Source organism: Caballeronia sp. SBC1 (assembly GCF_011493005.1).
In the GTDB taxonomy this organism is placed as follows: Bacteria; Pseudomonadota; Gammaproteobacteria; order Burkholderiales; family Burkholderiaceae; genus Caballeronia.
Window position 1 is genome coordinate 309,401 of the sequence record NZ_CP049156.1, and the last position, 17,431, is coordinate 326,831.

A 17,431-nucleotide genomic window follows, 5' to 3' on the forward strand; every position below is an offset into this window, starting at 1 on the left:
ACAATGACGCTGCTTAAAGACCTCATCGCTATCCCTGAGCGCGTGCACCAGGGCGACTTCGTTTTGCAACTCTCCAAGGGCGTGACCGAGCCCGAGCAAACCCTGCGTGACTACGTCGTCACGCCGCAACTGGTAGATGCGTTTACGAACGCGCTGGGCTTCATCCAGCAAGCAGTGGAAACCGGTGGCAGCAAGGCTGCCTACCTGCATGGCAGTTTCGGTTCCGGTAAGAGTCACTTTATGGCTGTGCTGAACCTGCTCCTGGCAGGCAACGCCCAGGCCCGCGCGACCCCTGAACTTGCCGATGTAGTGGCCCGCCATGGTTGGACCGACGGGCGCAAGTTCTTGCTGGTGCCGTACCACATGATCGGCGCGCGCGACATGGAATCTGCGATTCTCGGCCAGTATGCCGAGTTCGTCCGCAAGAAGCATCCGGATGCGCCGGTGCCAGGCTTCTACCTGGCGGAAGGTTTGTTCAAGGATGCTCGCGAACTACGCGACCGCATGGGGGACGACTCCTTCTTTGCCAAACTTAACGAGGGAGCCGATTACGGTAGCGGCGGAGGCGGTGGCTGGGGCGCATTCGAGAGCGGTTGGGACGCCGTTGCCTTTGAAGCTGCAATGCTGGAGGCTCCCAACGGCGAGGAACGCTCGCGCCTGGTGGGCGACCTGATTACGCAGTTCTTCTCGGCCTACAGGTCCCTGGCAGGTAGTGGCGAGTCGTTCGTGTCGCTCGACGATGGCTTGGCCATTATGAGCCGTCATGCCAAAGCCTTGGGCTACGACGCCGTCATCCTGTTTCTAGATGAGCTGGTGCTGTGGCTGGCCAGCCATGCCGCCGACATCAACTTCGTTAGCCGCGAGGGCACTAAGCTGGTCAAGCTGGTAGAAGCCACAAATGCCGACCGGCCGATCCCGCTGATCAGTTTTGTCGCACGACAGCGTGACCTGCGTGACTTGGTGGGTGAGAACCTGGCGGGCTCGGTCCAGGTGCAGTTCAGCGATGTGCTAAAGCACTGGGAGGCACGCTTCCACCGCATCACCCTGGAAGACCGCAACCTGCCGGCTATCGCCGAGAAGCGGGTGCTGCGCCCGATGGATGAGGCTGCACGGCAGACGCTGCAGAGCACGTTCGACGACGTGCTGAAAATCCGCAAGGACGTGCTGGATACTCTGTTGACCACCACGGCGGACCGGGAGATGTTCCGCAAGGTGTACCCGTTTTCGCCGGCTTTGGTCCAGACCTTGATTGCCGTATCTGCTGCCCTGCAACGGGAGCGCACGGCGCTCAAGCTAATGCTGCAACTGCTGGTGGATCGTCGAGCAGATCTTGAACTTGGCCAGCTGATTCCCGTGGGCGACCTGTATGACGCCATCGCCGAGGGCGATGAGCCCTTTAGCGAAGGCATGCGCCTGCACTTCGAGAACGCCAAGCGTTTGTACAACCAGCGCCTGTTGCCCATGCTGGAACGGCAGCACAACGTCACCTGGGAGGCCATTAAGCTGGGCCAGGCCGACCCCGCAGCGGCGAAAAACCTGCGCAACGATGCCCGTCTGTTGAAGACGCTGCTACTCAGCGCTCTGGTGCCGGAAGTCGAAGCATTGAAAGCATTGACCGGCCCTCGATTGGCGGCTCTGAATCACGGTACGTTCAAGTCGCCGATTCAGGGACGTGAGGGTGCAGACATTATTCGCAAGTGTCGCGATTGGGCCAGCGAGATCGGAGAGATCAAGATCACCGAAGACTTGCAGCCAGTGATCTCGCTGCAGGTGACCGGCGTTGACATCGAGCCGATCCTGCGCGCGGCCGAGGCGAATGACAATCCGGGCAATCGCCGCAAGCGGATTCGTGAAGCGCTGTTCAAGGAACTGGAGATCGCGGACACGGGTGACCTGTTCAACACCTACGAGTTCAACTGGCGCGGCACGCGACGTGAAGTCGAACTGCTGTATGAGAACGTCCGCGAAATGACTGATGAGCGTCTGCGTGGTCGGTCGGGCACGTGGACGGTGGTGCTGGACTTCCCGTTTGACGATCGGAACTTTGGCCCGGCCGACGATTTGGCGCGACTCACGGAGTATCGGGGAGGGGACACCAAGACCTTGTTGTGGATTCCTTCCTTCCTGAGCAACAAGGCATTGGCGGATCTGGGTCGCCTGGTCGTGCTGGACTATATCCTTCAGGGTGAACGCTTCGAGACCTATGCCAGTCAACTGTCGTTCGTGGACCGGGTGCAGGCGAAGGCCTTGGCCCGTAACCAGCTTGAGCAGCTACGCATCAAACTGCGTTCGCAGTTGGAAGTGGCCTATGGTGTCAGCACCGAGCCCCGCGACGCCGTCACCAATCCTTTAACGGCAGACCAGCAGTTCCGTTCGCTGGACCCGACCCTGTCGCCGCGGCCACCGGTGGGCGCAGACTTCAAGTCGGCGTTTGACAGTCTGCTGGGCCAGTTGTTCGCCCACCAATATCCGGCCCATCCCGAATTCGACACGGAGATCAAGCCAAACGTTATTCGCAAGATCTGGCCAGAGGTGCAGAAAGCCATCGAAGCACCGGGCCGGCGCGGGCTGGTTCAGGACGCCGGCCTCCGCAAGCTGGTGCGTGCGGTGGTGAACCCCTGTCATTTGGGGCAGATGGGCGAGACGCACCTTTTGATCGAACCGCATTGGCAATCGCGCTTCTCGCAAAGCCATGCCCGCGACGGCGGCGGTCCCATCACCGTGGCCAAGCTGCGGCAGTGGATCGACGCTCCAGCGCCTATGGGGTTGCCGCTTGAGTTGCAGAACCTGATAATCCTCGCCTTCGCCGCTTCAACCAACCGTCGCTTTACGATGCGCGGTGGGCCGTTCGAGCCCTCGGTGGATAGCTTGCCTGATGAGCTGGAGTTGCGGGAGCAATCGCTGCCCAACGCCGACCACTGGCAGATCGCGCTGCAGCGAGCGTCCAGTTTGTTCGGCCTGACCTTGGGCCAGACGCTCAATGCAGCCAACGTGGGTAAGCTGGTGGACGAGGTGAAGCAGCAGGCCGGCGAAAAGCGGGATGTGGTGATGCGCTTGGTGGTCGAGCTGCGAGACAGGTTGGCCCGCTACACAGCCGGCGCCACGGGAGCTCGCAAACAAACCGCTGAGTCTGCTCAGGCGTTGTTAGCCGCGCTGACCCAAGCTAGTGAGGCTGACATTGTTGCATCGCTTGCGACGGCAGATCTGCAAACATCAGAGGCCGCGATCGGCCGTACCTTGGGGCAGGCGAAGCCCTGTGCTGATGCACTGACTTCGGGCAATTGGCAGCTCTTCGATGGGGTGCGAAATCTGCAAGACCATCGGGCTGAGGCAGCGCAGATTATCGCGAAGCGCCTAGCCGAAGTGCTGACCAGCGACGAGCACGTGATCGCCTTGAAAGGCCGGCTCGATGAACTGGGGCGCGATGCCATGCAACTGCTGACTGCTCCCGCCCCTGCGCCGACCCCAGTACCTGCCCCCAGTCCCACGCCGGGTGTGCCGGCAACCACAACGGCATTTGTAACGATCTCACCGCTATCAGGCAATTTGGAAGAGCAAGTGGTGGATGAGAAGCAGGAGTTGCACTTGAGCGGCGCGGATGCAGTGGCTGCGCTGGAAGAACTGAAAACCCGCGTGGCCAACGAACGTGACCTTGAGTTGACACTTAGCTGGCGCCTGCTGCGCAAGGGAACTCAGCTATGAGTTTATCAACGCCGCAGATCACGGCACAGCTCGAACGGGTATTGGCGAGCGATCCGACGGCCCAGGCCATCGCGATTCGCGCGGAGGCGAGGCAAGTTTGGCCCGATGTTGTCTCCCATCATGGCCGGCAATTTCAGCTGCGTTGGTGCGAGTCGTCGTTGGCCATCCGCGAAGCTCTGTGCAAATTCGAGCTTCAGGATTCGGTCGCCTTTGGTATGGTCGTCATCACACCTTTGTCGACGCACGAAGTTGGTGAAGACATCGCTGCGCGGCTGGCCCGAGCCCGGGTTTTCCAGCCGGAAGGATGGGACATCGTTCGATCGATGTTCGAGGCCAAGGATACCGATGCCCGGCTAGGCAGATTTGCGTGGATGCCGCAAGCATTGATCGATGGTGCGTCACAGGGGGCCTATCAGCCTGTAGCCAATGGATTCCTCGATCTGGAGACGGCTTGGCGAGAGGTGCTCACGCGGTTTCTCGGGATCGAGTCGGCACGGCCTGACGCCGTGGCTTTGCTCCGGTGGTCGATTACCCCGGACGCGGATCCGCGGCTGGATCCCTTGCCCGTATCGATGCGATCGGACATCGTTTCCTGGCTCGCAGAAACTGCCGGCGTGGCGGGCGCCATGGTGCTAGGTTGCGTTGAAGCGGCCCGCACAAGCGATGCGCTGCCTTTGGGACTAGTAAGTGGCGTCATCTTCGCCGCCGATGGTGAAGGACAGGCCGCACTTGGCCAGGCCGCGATCCGCCTTGAGCGCTTCGTCAACGACAGGCACGTTGGCGTCGCTGAAGGCCGGGCGTGGGCTGCCGCAGCGGAACAATCGGTTCGGAGCTTGGGCTTGGAGGCCTGTCGGGCCACGCTGGATCGTGCAGATGCCTTGTTGCGTGATCTTCGCATTTCCGAGTTTGCACAGCTGAGCGATGTGCTTCCGTCGGCGCTTGATCAGCGCCTGACGGACTTCGCTCTGGCGTTGAGCGCTCACGCGGTCGAGCCCAGTGAGGCGAATCTCCAGCAAGTGGAGGTTCAGGCCGATCGAGCGCTCAAGCATGCACAGATGAACGACCAGAAGACGCGCATGGAGCGCGTCGAGATGGCGCGACGCCTGGCGCGTTGGCTGCTCAGCCCGATGGCCTCTGGAAAAACACTGCCCGACTCGATCGAATGGCAAGCCGACCAGGGCGCCTATGTCGACTGGGCCAGGTTCAGGCTCTTGGGCGGCGACGAGCTGACTGAACTGTCTGACGCCTATGCTGCATGCCGCAAGGCGGTCATCGCGCGACGCGACGCGTTCGCCAAGCCATTTGCCCACGCTTTGGTGCAATGGAATACACATACGTCGACGGACAGTGGGCGCGTCGTTCCGCTTGAGCGAGTTCTGGACAGCGTGCTGGCACCGATCGCGGCAGCGCAGCCGACGCTATTACTGGTGATGGACGGCTTAAGCAACAGCATTTTTCGCGAGCTGTTCTCGCGGGTGGCCGGGCAAGGCTGGACAGAGCTGGTGCCGACGGCACTGGGCAAACCTTTGGTTGGCGTCGCAGCGGTCCCGACCGTCACCGAGGTGAGCCGCGCCAGCTTGTTGTGTGGTCGGTTGACGATTGGCACGCAAGGGCAGGAGAAACCGGGATTCGCAGCTCACGCGGCCTTGCTGGCACACAGTCGAGCTGAACAGCCACCGAAGCTCTTTCACAAGGGAGACCTCGCTGATGCTGGCAATCTGTCTCCAGAAGTCCGGGCCGCCATCTCGAATCAGCGCCAGCGCATTGTGGGCGTGGTCTACAACGCAGTCGACGACCACCTCAGCGGTCCCGACCAACTTAACCAGCGCTGGGCTCTGGAAGACCTTCGGCACTTACTACCCTTGTTGCGGGAAGCCCGGGAAGCCAGGCGCGTGGTGGTGATCACAGCGGATCACGGCCACCTGCTGGAGGATGGGACTACGCTAGTTCCTGGCGGTGAGAGTGACCGTTGGCGTCCGGGCAAGACCGCCGCGTCATCACAGGAAGTTGCTGTCAGCGGCGGACGGGTAGTCACCAGCGACGGTTCCCACGCGGTGGTCTGCCTGTGGGGAGAAAGCAGCCGCTATGCGGGTCGCAAGAATGGCTACCACGGCGGGTTGTCGCCGCAAGAGGTTACGGTCCCGCTGAGCGTGTTTGTGCCTGTGGGGGCCAGCCTTGCGGGTTGGAGCCCTGCGTCACCGAACCAGCCAGAGTGGTGGGAGCTTCCGCCCATCCTACAGCCCAGGAAGCCCGCAACTGCGGTGCAGCAGCCGAGACCTACACGAAAGAAGCCGGCGGAGATCGAGGCGCAGCCTGGACTGTTCGCACTGGTCGATTTGCTGCCGCCAGCGACGCTGGAAGCTGCCGCCTATGACTGGATCGGCGGGTTGTTGTCCAGCCCGATCTATGCGTCGCAACGGCAACTGGCAGCACGTGTGGCTTTGCCGGACGACAAGATGAGACTGCTGCTAGAGGCGCTCGCCGAACGTGGCGGGAAGCTATCCCGGACGGCATTGGCGAATCGGCTTTCGCTTGCCGAGGTGCGCATCGGCGGGCTGTTGAGCGCAGTTCGGCGCATGCTGAACGTAGACCAGGCAGTGGTACTCACCGTCGACGAGACTGCTGGCTCGGTCGAACTCAACATTGCCCTGCTGCAGCAGCAATTCAAGTTGCCCCGTCAAGGAGTCGCCCGATGATCAGTGATGCACGCAGAGAGGATATTGTCAGCGCGCTACGCCGCGGTACTGTGCCAAGCAGCGGCCTGGATGCCCTGGCCGTAGGCATTGAAACCTTTGGGCCAACGCTGACCGAAGAGCTTGAATCGGTGGCTTCCGGGCGCGGTGGGTTCAAGGCAGTGCGTGGCGAATACGGCACCGGCAAGACGTTCTTTGGCCGCTGGCTGCAAGAGCGCGCCCGCTCGCGAGGCTTCGCGGCGACCGAAGTTCAGATCAACGAAAGCGAGACGCCGCTTCATCGGCTAGAGACCGTCTACCGGCGCTTGGTGGAACACCTCGGCACTGCTGACATGGCCAGCGGCGCATTCAGAGGCGTGATCGACGGATGGTTCTACGCCCTGGAGCAAGATGTCCTGGCTGACTTAGAAGTGGACCCGGAGGATGCCCAAGGCTTGCTGCAGCGCACGGATGCGCTGATGGAAGCGCGACTCAACGTTATCAGCAAGACGGCGCCGGCATTCTCGGCAGTGCTGCGCACTTACCGGCAGGCATTGGCCAACAACGACGGCATGCTAGCCGACGGCCTTATCAGTTGGCTGGCCGGCCAGCCCAACGTGGCGGCCAGCGTGAAGCGCGCAGCCGGCATCAAGGGCGACTTGGATCACTTTGGCGCAAGCAATTTCCTCGTTGGCCTGCTCACCATCTTGCGGGACAGCGGCTTTGCCGGGCTTGTGATGGTACTTGATGAGGTGGAAACGCTTCAGCGAATGCGCACCGATACGCGCGAAAAGGGTCTTAATGCGCTGAGGCAATGGATCGACGAGATCGATGCAGGCCGCTACCCAGGTCTATATCTAATCATCACCGGAACCCCTGCTTTTTTTGATGGCCCGCAAGGGGTCCAGCGGCTTGCGCCGCTCGCCCAACGGTTGCATGTGGACTTCGGTACGGACCGCAGATTCGACAATCCTAGAGCGGTTCAGATCCGGTTGGCGCCTTTCGACCACAGCGCACTGCTGTCAGTGGGACGTCGCGTGCGTGACATTTACGCGGAAGCGCGCGAACACGAGCAGCGCCTTCGAGCCGTTGTCGATGATAGCTACCTGGATGCCTTGGCGCGAGCTGTGGCGGGTGGTCTTGGGGGGAAGGTGGGCGTGGCGCCGCGCCTGTTTCTGAAGAAGCTCGTCGCAGATGTCCTTGATCGCGTGGACCTGCATGCCGACTTCGACCCGCGCCAGCACTATTCGCTGACCTTAGCCGAATCTGAGATGTCTGCCATCGAGCGTGCGGCGGCGAGCGCCAGCTCCGTGGATGACATTGAGCTGTGAGCGAATTCGAGCAATTGCACCCATCCCTCCAGTACCACGTGGTAAACACCTTGGGCTGGAGCACGCTGCGCCCCACGCAGTTGGCTGCAATCCCGCCGATACAAGCCGGTTTGCATTGCCTGCTATTAGCACCGACAGCCGGTGGTAAGACAGAAGCGGCCGCCATCCCCATCCTGTCACGGATGCTGAAGGAGTCCTGGCCTGGTACGAGTGTCCTCTACATCTGCCCTATCAAGGCCCTACTGAACAACCTTGAGCATCGGCTGACCCACTACGCAGGACTCGTCGGTCGCACGGTGGAGGTCTGGCACGGCGACGTGTCGCAGTCACGCAAGAAGAAAGCGCTGAAAGAGGCCCCGGACATCTTGCTGACAACGCCGGAATCGCTCGAGGCGATGCTGATTTCCGTCAGAGTGGACCGCCCCAAATGGTTCGGCAATCTGCGTGTCGTGATTGTCGATGAGTTGCACGCCTTCGCCGCTGATGACCGTGGCTGGCACATGCGTTCGGTGCTGCATCGGCTAGAGCACTACATGGAACAACCGCTCCAGCGAGTCGGCTTGTCCGCGACCGTCAGCAACCCAGCCGAGTTGCTGGACTGGTTCGCACCCGTTGGTGAAAGGCGTGTGGTCGGTAGCGCCTCGGTAAGCACCGATGCCGATGTCACCATTGACCACGTGGGCACGCTTGAAAACGCCGCGACGGTGATTTCACGCTTGCACCGCGGCGAAAAGCGCCTGGTGTTCTGTGACTCACGCAGCAGCGCGGAGCAACTGAGCAGCATGCTGCGAGCGAAGCAGGTGCGAACCTTTGTTAGCCATGCGTCGCTCAGCGCGTCCGAGCGCAAGCAGGCCGAAGCTGCATTCGGTGAAGAAAAGGACTGCGTAATTGTTGCGACATCGACGCTGGAACTCGGCATCGATGTCGGTGATTTAGACCGCGTTATTCAGATCGACTCTCCCTCGACCGTGTCGTCGTTCCTGCAGCGAATGGGTCGCACGGGTAGACGAGCAGGCGGCCGGCGCAATTGCCTGTTCTTGACGACTAGCCGAGATGCCTTCATGTTGGCGCTGGGCATCACGCACCGCTGGTCTCAGGCGTGGGTCGAGGCCGCGAGGCCGCCAGAAGAGCCTTGGCACATCGCTGCGCAGCAGATTCTCGTGGCCACATTAGAACGAGGCGAATGGCCCGTTAATGAAATGATCGCGCTTTTGGCGCATTGTTTCCCTGAGCTGCCGCCAGATGGAATCAGATTGCTCGTCCATCACATGATCCACGAGGTTTATCTGGATAGTGCGCAGGGCCTTGTCCGCATTGGATCGCGTACTGAACGCGAGTTCGGCCGAGGCCATTATCGAGACTTGCTGGCCTCATTCAGCGGCGCCCAACTTTTGACCGGGCGGTTCGGCAGTGCGGAGGTCGGCTATATCGACCCGACGGTGCTGATAAGTGAGGCTCGTCCCCGCCTGCTCTTGTTGGCCGGTCGCAGCTGGCTTGTCAATGAAATTGACTGGGGCAAACGTACAGTCTGGCTGGAGCCCGCGAAAGAGGGTGGCAAAGCTCGGTGGATGGGCAGTGCGCGCAGCTTAAGCCAGATGGTTTGCCAAGGCATTCGCGCCGCACTTGCCAATGGCGCACCGCCTGCCGTGGTTTTATCTCAGCGGGCAAAGATCGAGTTCGCAGCCTTGGAGGAAGAACTGGCAATTTCGCCGGATGCGCATTTCATGTCAAGGCTTGAGGAAGGACAGGCGCGCACTTGGACGTTTGCAGGCACGAAAATAAACCGGACCTATGCCCGGGCTGCTGGTAATGGCGGAGCGCGCATCAAGTTTGATGCACTGAGTGTTCAAGCGCCAGTGGCGGCTTTGCAGCTTGGTCTCAGTCGGGACGCGGCCTTACCACTGACAGGTGAAGAGCAAAAAGCTTTTGCCGACGCGATCAAATTCGCCTCCGCTGTCCCATCCGACTTACTTCGCCGGACTATTCTTGCGCGAAATTTTACGATACCCGTTGCCGAACGACCAAGCGTGGAGGATTAGTCACAGGAGCCAGTCATGGGTTATGTATTCACGAGGAAGCAGTTGTACGAGCTAGTCTGGACCGGTCCAATCACAACGCTAGCAAAAACGCTTCTTATCTCCGACGTGGGTCTTGCGAAGGCGTGCCGGCGCGGCGACATTCCACTACCCCCGCGTGGTTACTGGGCGAAGCTGACCGCCGGCAAGTGCGTTGCACGCCCTCTGCTACCGCTGCGTGCGCCGGGCGCCTCCGATCGAGTGGAGGTGGGGTCTGGACAGCCTCGGTTGTTCCGGCCGGATAACACCGATGGCAACGATGACGGTGTGGAACGTGACGACCCGCCGCCCGAGCCCCCGGTCTACGACGAGGCCCTAGACGCAGTCGAGGCGCGGATCCGTCATGCACTGCCCGCTAAATTCAAGTTTGCGCGTGGCCTCGACAACGCACACCCGCAGATCGCGCGGCTGCTCCGCGAAGATGACGAACGCCGCGAGGCGATGACCAAAACCAGATACGCGTTTGACAAGCCGCGCTTTGAGAGCTACTTCGAGCAGCGCCGGCTGGCGTTTCTGAGCAATCTGTTCCTGCTGCTGGCCCGGGTCGATGTGCAGGGATTGGTTCGGGGACGGGAAGCCCGCGAGCTAAGCGCCCATGTCGGTGACCAGCACGTCAAGCTGAAGGTGGAGACGCTGGCAAGCCTGCGACCCCGCAAAAGCCACGCTCATGAAAAGAAGAATGAACCGATGGCGATCGAGGTCGAAGTCGCTCGCTGGCAGCATGGTGAGCGGGAAGAACGGCTGTTCTGGAGTGACGGCGAAGACGGCAAACTAGAAAACCGGCTGCAAGAGATCAGTATTGCGATCGTACTGGTCGGCGAGCGGCAGTACCGCAAGGCGCGGCAGTTCTCCTACGAATGGGACAGGCGCAGCTTTGAGGAAAAGATCGAACGGGCCCGGACAGCCCGGGAAGAGGCCGAGCGGCAGCAGCAAGAAGCGCGTCAGCAGGCCGAAAAAGACGCAATTTCCAGCTTGCTATCCAAAGTCAGCGCACATCACCAAGCGCAGCAGATTCGCGCGTATGTTGTTGCGACTACCACATCACCGCACGCAGTCCAAGGTCGGGCGTTTGACGGAGAGCGTGAAGCATGGGCGCGCTGGGCGCTGGCTGTGGCGGACCATCTCGATCCCTTGGCGCTAGCATTGCCTGTAGATTCCGGCGGCCGTGCGGGATCACTGGAATCGGACAATCCAGAGCACCAGACTCACGCGTCAGATGGTTCGGCTCCGAACGAGTGCGAGTGTCACTCAAGTAATCGAGCCGATACTGATCGGACCAAAACCGACTCTCGCAACCGATGAGAATTGTGCGTTCCATTCCAACTTTGAAAACGCTTGCCAACTACAAAGCCGCAGCTCAGAGTCCTAGAAAAAACCTAGCTAAGCAACACGGATATGGTGTCTAGCTCAAGGGAACACAATGGCAGCTAGGTGCGAGGATGAGTGTTTGGCGGTGAATTCGGTCAGATTTTCCTGCAGCCAAGGAGCGAGCCGGTTCGGTACGTCTCGGGTTGATTTCAGTACCCCCGTTCCGTCGTTATAGATGAAGTCCTTGTGGTTGCGGATCAGCCGACCTGAGCGAATGAGGTCCACGATGAACGTATCTCCAAACCAGCAACTGAGCAAGTGTTCCCGTGGCACGTCATAGACATCGATGTACGTCTTCTTGTGCGTCATGATCTCGTAAATCTCCGCCGCCATGAAGAGGAGGAAAATGCCGTCACGGCATTTGCGGTAGCTCAGCGGATCGCTGATGACCAAACGAAAGCAATCGACCTCGAAGTCATTCACCTTCGAGGCAACCAGAAAGAAGTGCTCGTAGTTGCGCCTTTTGTGGTCCACGACGTCGTCGATGGCGTCCAGCTCGCGCAGGCTGCGCCCGGCCGGAATGATTATGCTGAGCTTCTCTCCGCTCGCGTTGGCCCGCTTGACGAGTTCATAGGCTCCTCTCAGACTTCGGCGCCATTCGGTTCCCATCTCCGCACCCGGTCCGTTGTTATAGATGTGCGCGCAGGACCCGTCAATCCACTCGCCACTGACCCAGAACTGTTCGGCGACGTATCGAATCAATTCCTTGTCGGCGAACTCGGCAAGGCTCAAACTGTTCGAATAGATCGCGCGGCTCATGCCGAAAGGCTTGAGTGCCTGCACTGCATCGGTATTCCTCACGTCGTGCTCGGAGAAAAGACTACGTAGGTGCTGCCCTGGAACATCGGCGTCCAGCAGATAGGGCCGGATAGACGATCCAATTTCACTTTCTAGTCTCCTATAAAAAGCCTCAATCTTGGCGGAATCGGCCGCCGCAACAAGGATCTTGAACAGATCGCCTAGGTCATAAATGTCCTGATCAGGATCGAAGCTGAAAGCACCTTGTGTGCGGATAATTCGATGGCTATCGTAGGTGCCTTGCTTGTCGCCGAGGATGATGAATTTCAATTTGGAGTAGGTGCGTTCCAAGCCGTGCGCAAAGAACTTCTGCTGCGTCTCGACGATTTTTGTCGTGTGCGACGAGATCGTGACTTGAATGGCGCAATCCGCCCCCGACGAAGCGAGGTCGACGGCGGGAAAGCTGGTCTCCAAATTCAAATTGACGAGGTCCTTGTAGCCGAAGACGATCTCCGCGAGATCTCTTGCTAAGGGCTCACCAAAGATTGCGACATCCAAGAGACGAGCCTTCGACTTGAGCTCGATGTAATGTTTATAAGCGGCCAAATAGATCGCAAGGCGATCGGCAAGAGCTTGCGTGGAGTTCATCGGTGTAAAGGTGCTGATAAATGAAGCCTCGCCGAAGCGCTTCGATTCTTGATTGCTGAACAGGATCAAGCAGGACGTTCGACCTCGCAGACCCAACGGATTTTGACGCGGCAATTGTCCCTACGCCATTGCCTGATTGTAGGAAACTCCACGGGCCACCGCGTCACCGTCGCCTTCCCGGCTCTATGGCAAGCGTCTTCTGGCTAACTCATGCATTCAGACCTTCTTTTCTTCGGCGGTCGCCTACCTCTTTCAATCTAGCTGCCAGTCGGTCAACCGTCTTTCCTAGTGTCTCGATGTCCGCAACAAAATCGTCGGGCTCGGGCAACGGCGGCGGAGCCTCAGCGCCCCCCTCATGCGTGAAAGATGAGCAGCGCGACATCCCTTGGGATACGGCCTGAACATCCTCGTCGGCGACAAGGACGGAATTCAAACGTTGGGTCTCCACTGAACGACGGAAACGCTTCACCGCTTCGTTAAACAGAAGGTCCTCGACGACAAGCTCCCATGTGTCCCGCATTCGGCGGTACCCCTGTCTGACCAAACTGTTGTAAGCCTCGTGATCGTGATCTTTCTCAAGAGCCCTTCGGGCTTTTGCACCCAAAGCACGAAGGTCGTTAACCCTCGCGTCAAGCTTCTTTGCTTCAAACGGAAGGCTGTTGCTACTATGACCTTTGCTTTCGCCTGCAGCAAATACATGACGCTCAGAATACTTCGCGCCGTACTTTTTGGCGAAATCACGCAACGACCAGGCGAACGCGAGGTCGTGGGTAAAAACAATAACCTGTCGTGCTTTGGCCTCTTTTGCGAGACGTATTGCGATCCGATCTCTGCGGACGTGGTCGAGGGAAGAGACGGGGTCGTCAAAAACGATTCCTGAACTCTCTCCTTCAATACCTATCTCCGCCAAGAATGAAGCCAAGGCAATTGTTCGTTGCTCACCCTCGCTCAGAACCACAGAGGGTTTGAGCTTCGCAAAAGCCGCCGGCGCGGCGAGCTTAAGTTTTTGCATTCGCGCGCCGCGTTGCCCGGACATTTCAAGGCCAACCAGTGCGACGGGCAGTCCGAGCGCCTTGAATTCCTCCGCGAGACCAGCCTGCAACTCAGCAGTCACCGTCTTCTCGTAAAGCTCGTTCATCTTTTTTGTGACGCCAGCGGTTCCACATGCTCTGATGGTTTCGCTATAGGCGTGATCCCGCTTCATCGCAGCTATGCAATCAAGCACGTCGTCGAGAAGCTCCTGTAGTTTCTGACGGGCTTCAAGATCGGCAAGTCGAGCAGACTTTGACTTCCGCTCCTCCGGCGTAATAGCCTTCTCAAGCTTCACCGCCTGCTCAATCTTATTTTCCCGGAGAATTTTCACCGCGGCCAAAGGCGAAGGAGCAAGCGCAACGAGCGGGCTGAGCACGCGTTTGGGCGCCATTTCGATGACAGACTGCTTCCTGATAGCGAGGTCGGCAACCCATGTCCGTATAGCCGATGCCAGCTCAGGCACATCTTCCGTCAACTCATCGAGGAGCGCTGCGTCAGATGGGAATGCATCGAAATTGGTGGCCGCAATAGACTTATATAACGCAGCAGCTACTTGCCGGTGATCGCTATACTGCTTCTGTGAATCTGCCTCCAGAAACTGCACAAATCCTTTCAGACGCTCACTTGCTTCTGCAGAAAGCGACTGCTGACATAGCACACACTTCGCATCGTAGTGGGGGCCTGGAAATTCATGTCCCGGATACGCGGAATCGGCTGCGAATTTGATTGCGCTCCGGACCAAGACTTCCCACGGATCGGTGCCCGTCCCAGCGAGTGCGGCACCTCCCTCAGCGAGCGATGCCGAAGCAAGCTTCGAGGCTGTTTCCGCAGCGATGAGCTGCTCGAAAGCGAGACCGAGCTTGGCTAAGTGTCCATCCGAAAGAGTCCCCTGCAAAGCAGCGACCTCGTTCTCCAGCGTTTGCAGGCGGACTGCGAACCGGCGCAGTGCGACCGCTTGCTTTGCCGGGTCTTCATCGAGCAGGAGCTTTACGAGTAGTTGCCGCTCCAGTTCCTCTTCGGCATTGATGCCTGCTTGGTCCTCAACTGTTTTCACCGCGGTCGAGTGCTTGAGTGATGCGATTAGCTTTCCGACTACCGTGTCGCCTTGAAGGGTAGCGAGTCTTCGCATATCAAATTTTTCTCTCTGAGCCTCATCTTCAAGAAGTCTTTGAACGCGCTGAAGTCCTAATGCTAGGTCGCGTAAGACGTCGAGGCCATAGGGAATAAACGAAACCGCCGCCTGATCATCCACGAAAACGCGAGCGCAATGACTATCGAACACTGCAATTCTTGATAGAGCAGCCGGCGCCGGCCGCCCGTCGTCCACCCAGTCACCGAACTCCATCTTCCCGTTAATCTCCCACTCAAATTCCGCCTGAGCTGGGCCCGCTTTCCCTCCGGAGGAGAAAACATTGGGATGGATGCCCTCAGTGTTTCGGGCGCGACATGCCTTTTTCAAAGCACGGGCATATCCCGACTTCCCGGCGCCGTTGTAACCATAGACGATGGTTAAACCTAACGGCTCAAAACTTATTCCATCAGGCGATCCAATGGCGTTCAGATTCGTTGGCGAACGAATGGCGGTTAGGCTAACGGTCAATTCGTCCTTTGCTACCGCCGGCAGCGAATCTGGCTTGAGCGGTTGCGCCACACGCCCATGCGGATCTTTGAAGCCGTGCTTGGTTTTCAGTAGTGCAGCAAGGTCTGCGATGTCTTCGTCGCCAAGCGTTCCGTGAGCGAAGAGTCGACCTATCGCGTCCGACATCCAACCCGGCTGCTCGCTCGCCCACGCTGCAATTTCACCAATTATCAAAATTTGCCCCCGGATCTGTAGTTTTTTCTTATGACGATTCTGCCACAGCAAAGGGTAAGGAAAACGTACCTCTCAATCGGTGCGCACGGAGTTAAACATATGTATATGCCGATCGAGAACGAAGCCGCATCGATAGTCCGATGACTAACGTCCGCACGACCAGAGCGAAAAGGTAAGCGCAGACGTCACAGCCTAAGCTCGCCGCGAAGCTAACCACAACAAGAAAATGCGCGACCACCGGCCGCGCATCGAGAGAATTGAAACCTGTCCTCAGTGAATGATTGTCTGCCGGAAGACCGGTTGTATGAATATTCCACGCCAAAGTGAACAGGGATTCCACGGCAAAAAGAACACGAATTCCACGGCAAAGTTAATGCCGATTCCACGGCAAAAAGAACAGGGTTTCCACGCCATCGCGAACAGGAATTTGAGGTGGCGGCGACGCGGGTCAACGGTGGCACGATCGACAGTTTTGTCGGGAGTGCCGAATGGCAAATGTCAGGTTGACCATGCGCAAAATCAGGGAAGTGCTGCGGTTGCATTTCGAGTGTGACCGCAATCAGAGGGAAATCGCCGACGCGGTGGGTGCCTCGACGACGACGGTGTGGCATTACCTGCGCCGCACGCGGCTGGCAGGGCTGAGCTGGCCGCTGCCACCGGAACTGCTGACAGACGACGCGGCGCTCGAGGCAAGGCTGTATCCGCCGCCGGCGCGGCGCGAGCCAACGCGCGGCATGCCGGACTGGCCGACGGTGCATCGCGAGATCGGCAGGAAAGGCGTCACGCTCGATCTGCTGTGGCAGGAATACAAGGCGCAGCATCCGGACGGCTGCGGCTACAGTTGGTTCTGCAAGGCTTACCAGGAATGGGCACAGCGGCTTCCGGTCACGATGCGGCAAACGCACGTGCCGGGCCAGAAGCTGTTCGTCGACTACTCGGGCAAGAAGCTGGGCATCATCAACCCGGACACCGGTGAAATCCGCGAGGCCGAGTTGTTTGTCGCTGCGCTCGGCGTGTCCGGCTTCACCTTCGCGGAACTCACGTGGACCCAGCAGTTGCCAGACTGGATCGGCTCGCACGTGCGCGCCTTCGCGTTCTATAACGGTCTGGTCGAGATACTGGTCCCTGACAATCTAAAATCGGGCGTGCACAAGCCGGGGTTTTACGATCCGGACATCAATCCAACCTACCAGGAAATGGCTAGGCATTACTCCGTGGCCGTCATCCCGGCTCGCAGTAAAAAACCGAGGGACAAGCCGAAAGCGGAGCTGTCCGTCCTCCTGGTGCAGAGATGGGTCCTCGCCCGCCTGCGCAACCAGCGCTTCTTCAGCCTGGGCGAGGCTAACCGGGCGATCGCCGCGTTGCTGAGTGATCTGAACAACCGGCCCTTCAAGAAGCTGCCTGGCTCACGCCGTAGCGTCTTCGACGAAATCGATCGCCCGGCACTCAGGCCGTTGCCCGAGCAGCCCTATCAGTACGCGGAGTGGAAGGTCGCGCGTATCGGCCCGGACTATCACGTCGAGCTAAATCAGCACTATTACTCGGTGCCGTATCGCTACGCGCGCGAACAGGTTGACGTGCGCCACACGATCAACACCGTCGAGATCTTCCATCGCGGCCAACGCATTGCCGCTCACGGCAAAAGCGCTCGCCGTCGTTACCACACCACGATCGACGCGCACATGCCGCCGGAGCACTTGGCTGTTGCCAAGGGCTGGGATCCGGAGCGGCTGCGCAACTGGGCCGCCGACATCGGCCCGCATACGGCAGCCGTCATCCAGCACCTGCTGGGTGCCCGCAAGCATCCCCAGCAGTCGTATCGCACCTGCCTGGGTGTGCTGCGCATGGGCAAGGACTACGGGCGCGACCGGCTCGAAGCTGCTTGCCGCCGCGCCATCGATCTGAAAGCGCCGAACTACAAGTTCATTGACTCGACGCTAAAGAACGGCCTGGACCGGGAGCCCGAACCCACTACCGTGCAGGCCGACCTGCCGCTTGTGCATGCCAATGTGCGCGGGCCTTCGTACTATCACTGAAGCTGAAAGGGAGTCT

At 59.4% G+C, this 17,431-nt stretch carries 8 protein-coding genes; 6 read left to right on the top strand and 2 right to left on the bottom strand.

Annotated features, from left to right (window positions below; genetic code table 11):
• Positions 1-3: 3 nt before the first annotated feature.
• The 5 genes from SBC1_RS01400 to SBC1_RS01420 are packed head-to-tail and all read left to right on the top strand — an operon-like array spanning position 4 to position 11,082.
• On the top strand, positions 4-3,702 hold the full coding sequence (locus SBC1_RS01400) for a phage resistance protein (RefSeq protein ID WP_165987030.1): 3,699 nt from the start codon (positions 4-6) through the stop codon (positions 3,700-3,702).
• Complete coding sequence (pglZ, locus tag SBC1_RS01405) at positions 3,699-6,398, top strand: BREX-2 system phosphatase PglZ (RefSeq protein ID WP_165987032.1); 2,700 nt, start codon at positions 3,699-3,701, stop codon at positions 6,396-6,398. The genes SBC1_RS01400 and pglZ overlap by 4 nt, the downstream gene beginning before the upstream one ends.
• Positions 6,395-7,705, top strand: coding sequence for a BREX system ATP-binding protein BrxD (brxD, locus tag SBC1_RS01410; RefSeq protein ID WP_165987034.1), 1,311 nt, complete (start codon positions 6,395-6,397; stop codon positions 7,703-7,705). The genes pglZ and brxD overlap by 4 nt, the downstream gene beginning before the upstream one ends.
• Positions 7,702-9,744: a DEAD/DEAH box helicase gene (locus SBC1_RS01415; protein ID WP_165987036.1), complete on the top strand. Its 2,043-nt coding sequence runs from the start codon at positions 7,702-7,704 to the stop codon at positions 9,742-9,744. Before brxD ends, SBC1_RS01415 begins: the two co-directional genes overlap by 4 nt.
• A 15-nt stretch (positions 9,745-9,759) precedes the next feature.
• The gene (locus SBC1_RS01420) at positions 9,760-11,082 is read left to right on the top strand and encodes a hypothetical protein (RefSeq protein WP_165987038.1); all 1,323 of its coding nucleotides are present in this window, start codon (positions 9,760-9,762) and stop codon (positions 11,080-11,082) included.
• A gap of 105 nt (positions 11,083-11,187) precedes the next feature.
• On the opposite strand, the gene SBC1_RS01425 is transcribed toward SBC1_RS01420, so the two are convergent.
• Positions 11,188-12,603, bottom strand: coding sequence for an SMEK domain-containing protein (locus SBC1_RS01425; RefSeq protein ID WP_165987040.1), 1,416 nt, complete (start codon positions 12,601-12,603; stop codon positions 11,188-11,190).
• Positions 12,604-12,742: 139 nt separating this feature from the next.
• Positions 12,743-15,430 carry an AAA family ATPase gene (locus tag SBC1_RS01430; protein WP_165987042.1) on the bottom strand — a complete coding sequence of 896 codons (2,688 nt, stop codon included), beginning with the start codon at positions 15,428-15,430 and terminating at the stop codon, positions 12,743-12,745.
• Between the two features lie 437 nt (positions 15,431-15,867).
• Between SBC1_RS01430 and istA the strand changes: the two genes are divergently transcribed.
• Positions 15,868-17,415: an IS21 family transposase gene (istA, locus tag SBC1_RS01435; protein ID WP_165987047.1), complete on the top strand. Its 1,548-nt coding sequence runs from the start codon at positions 15,868-15,870 to the stop codon at positions 17,413-17,415.
• Positions 17,416-17,431: the final 16 nt, after the last annotated feature.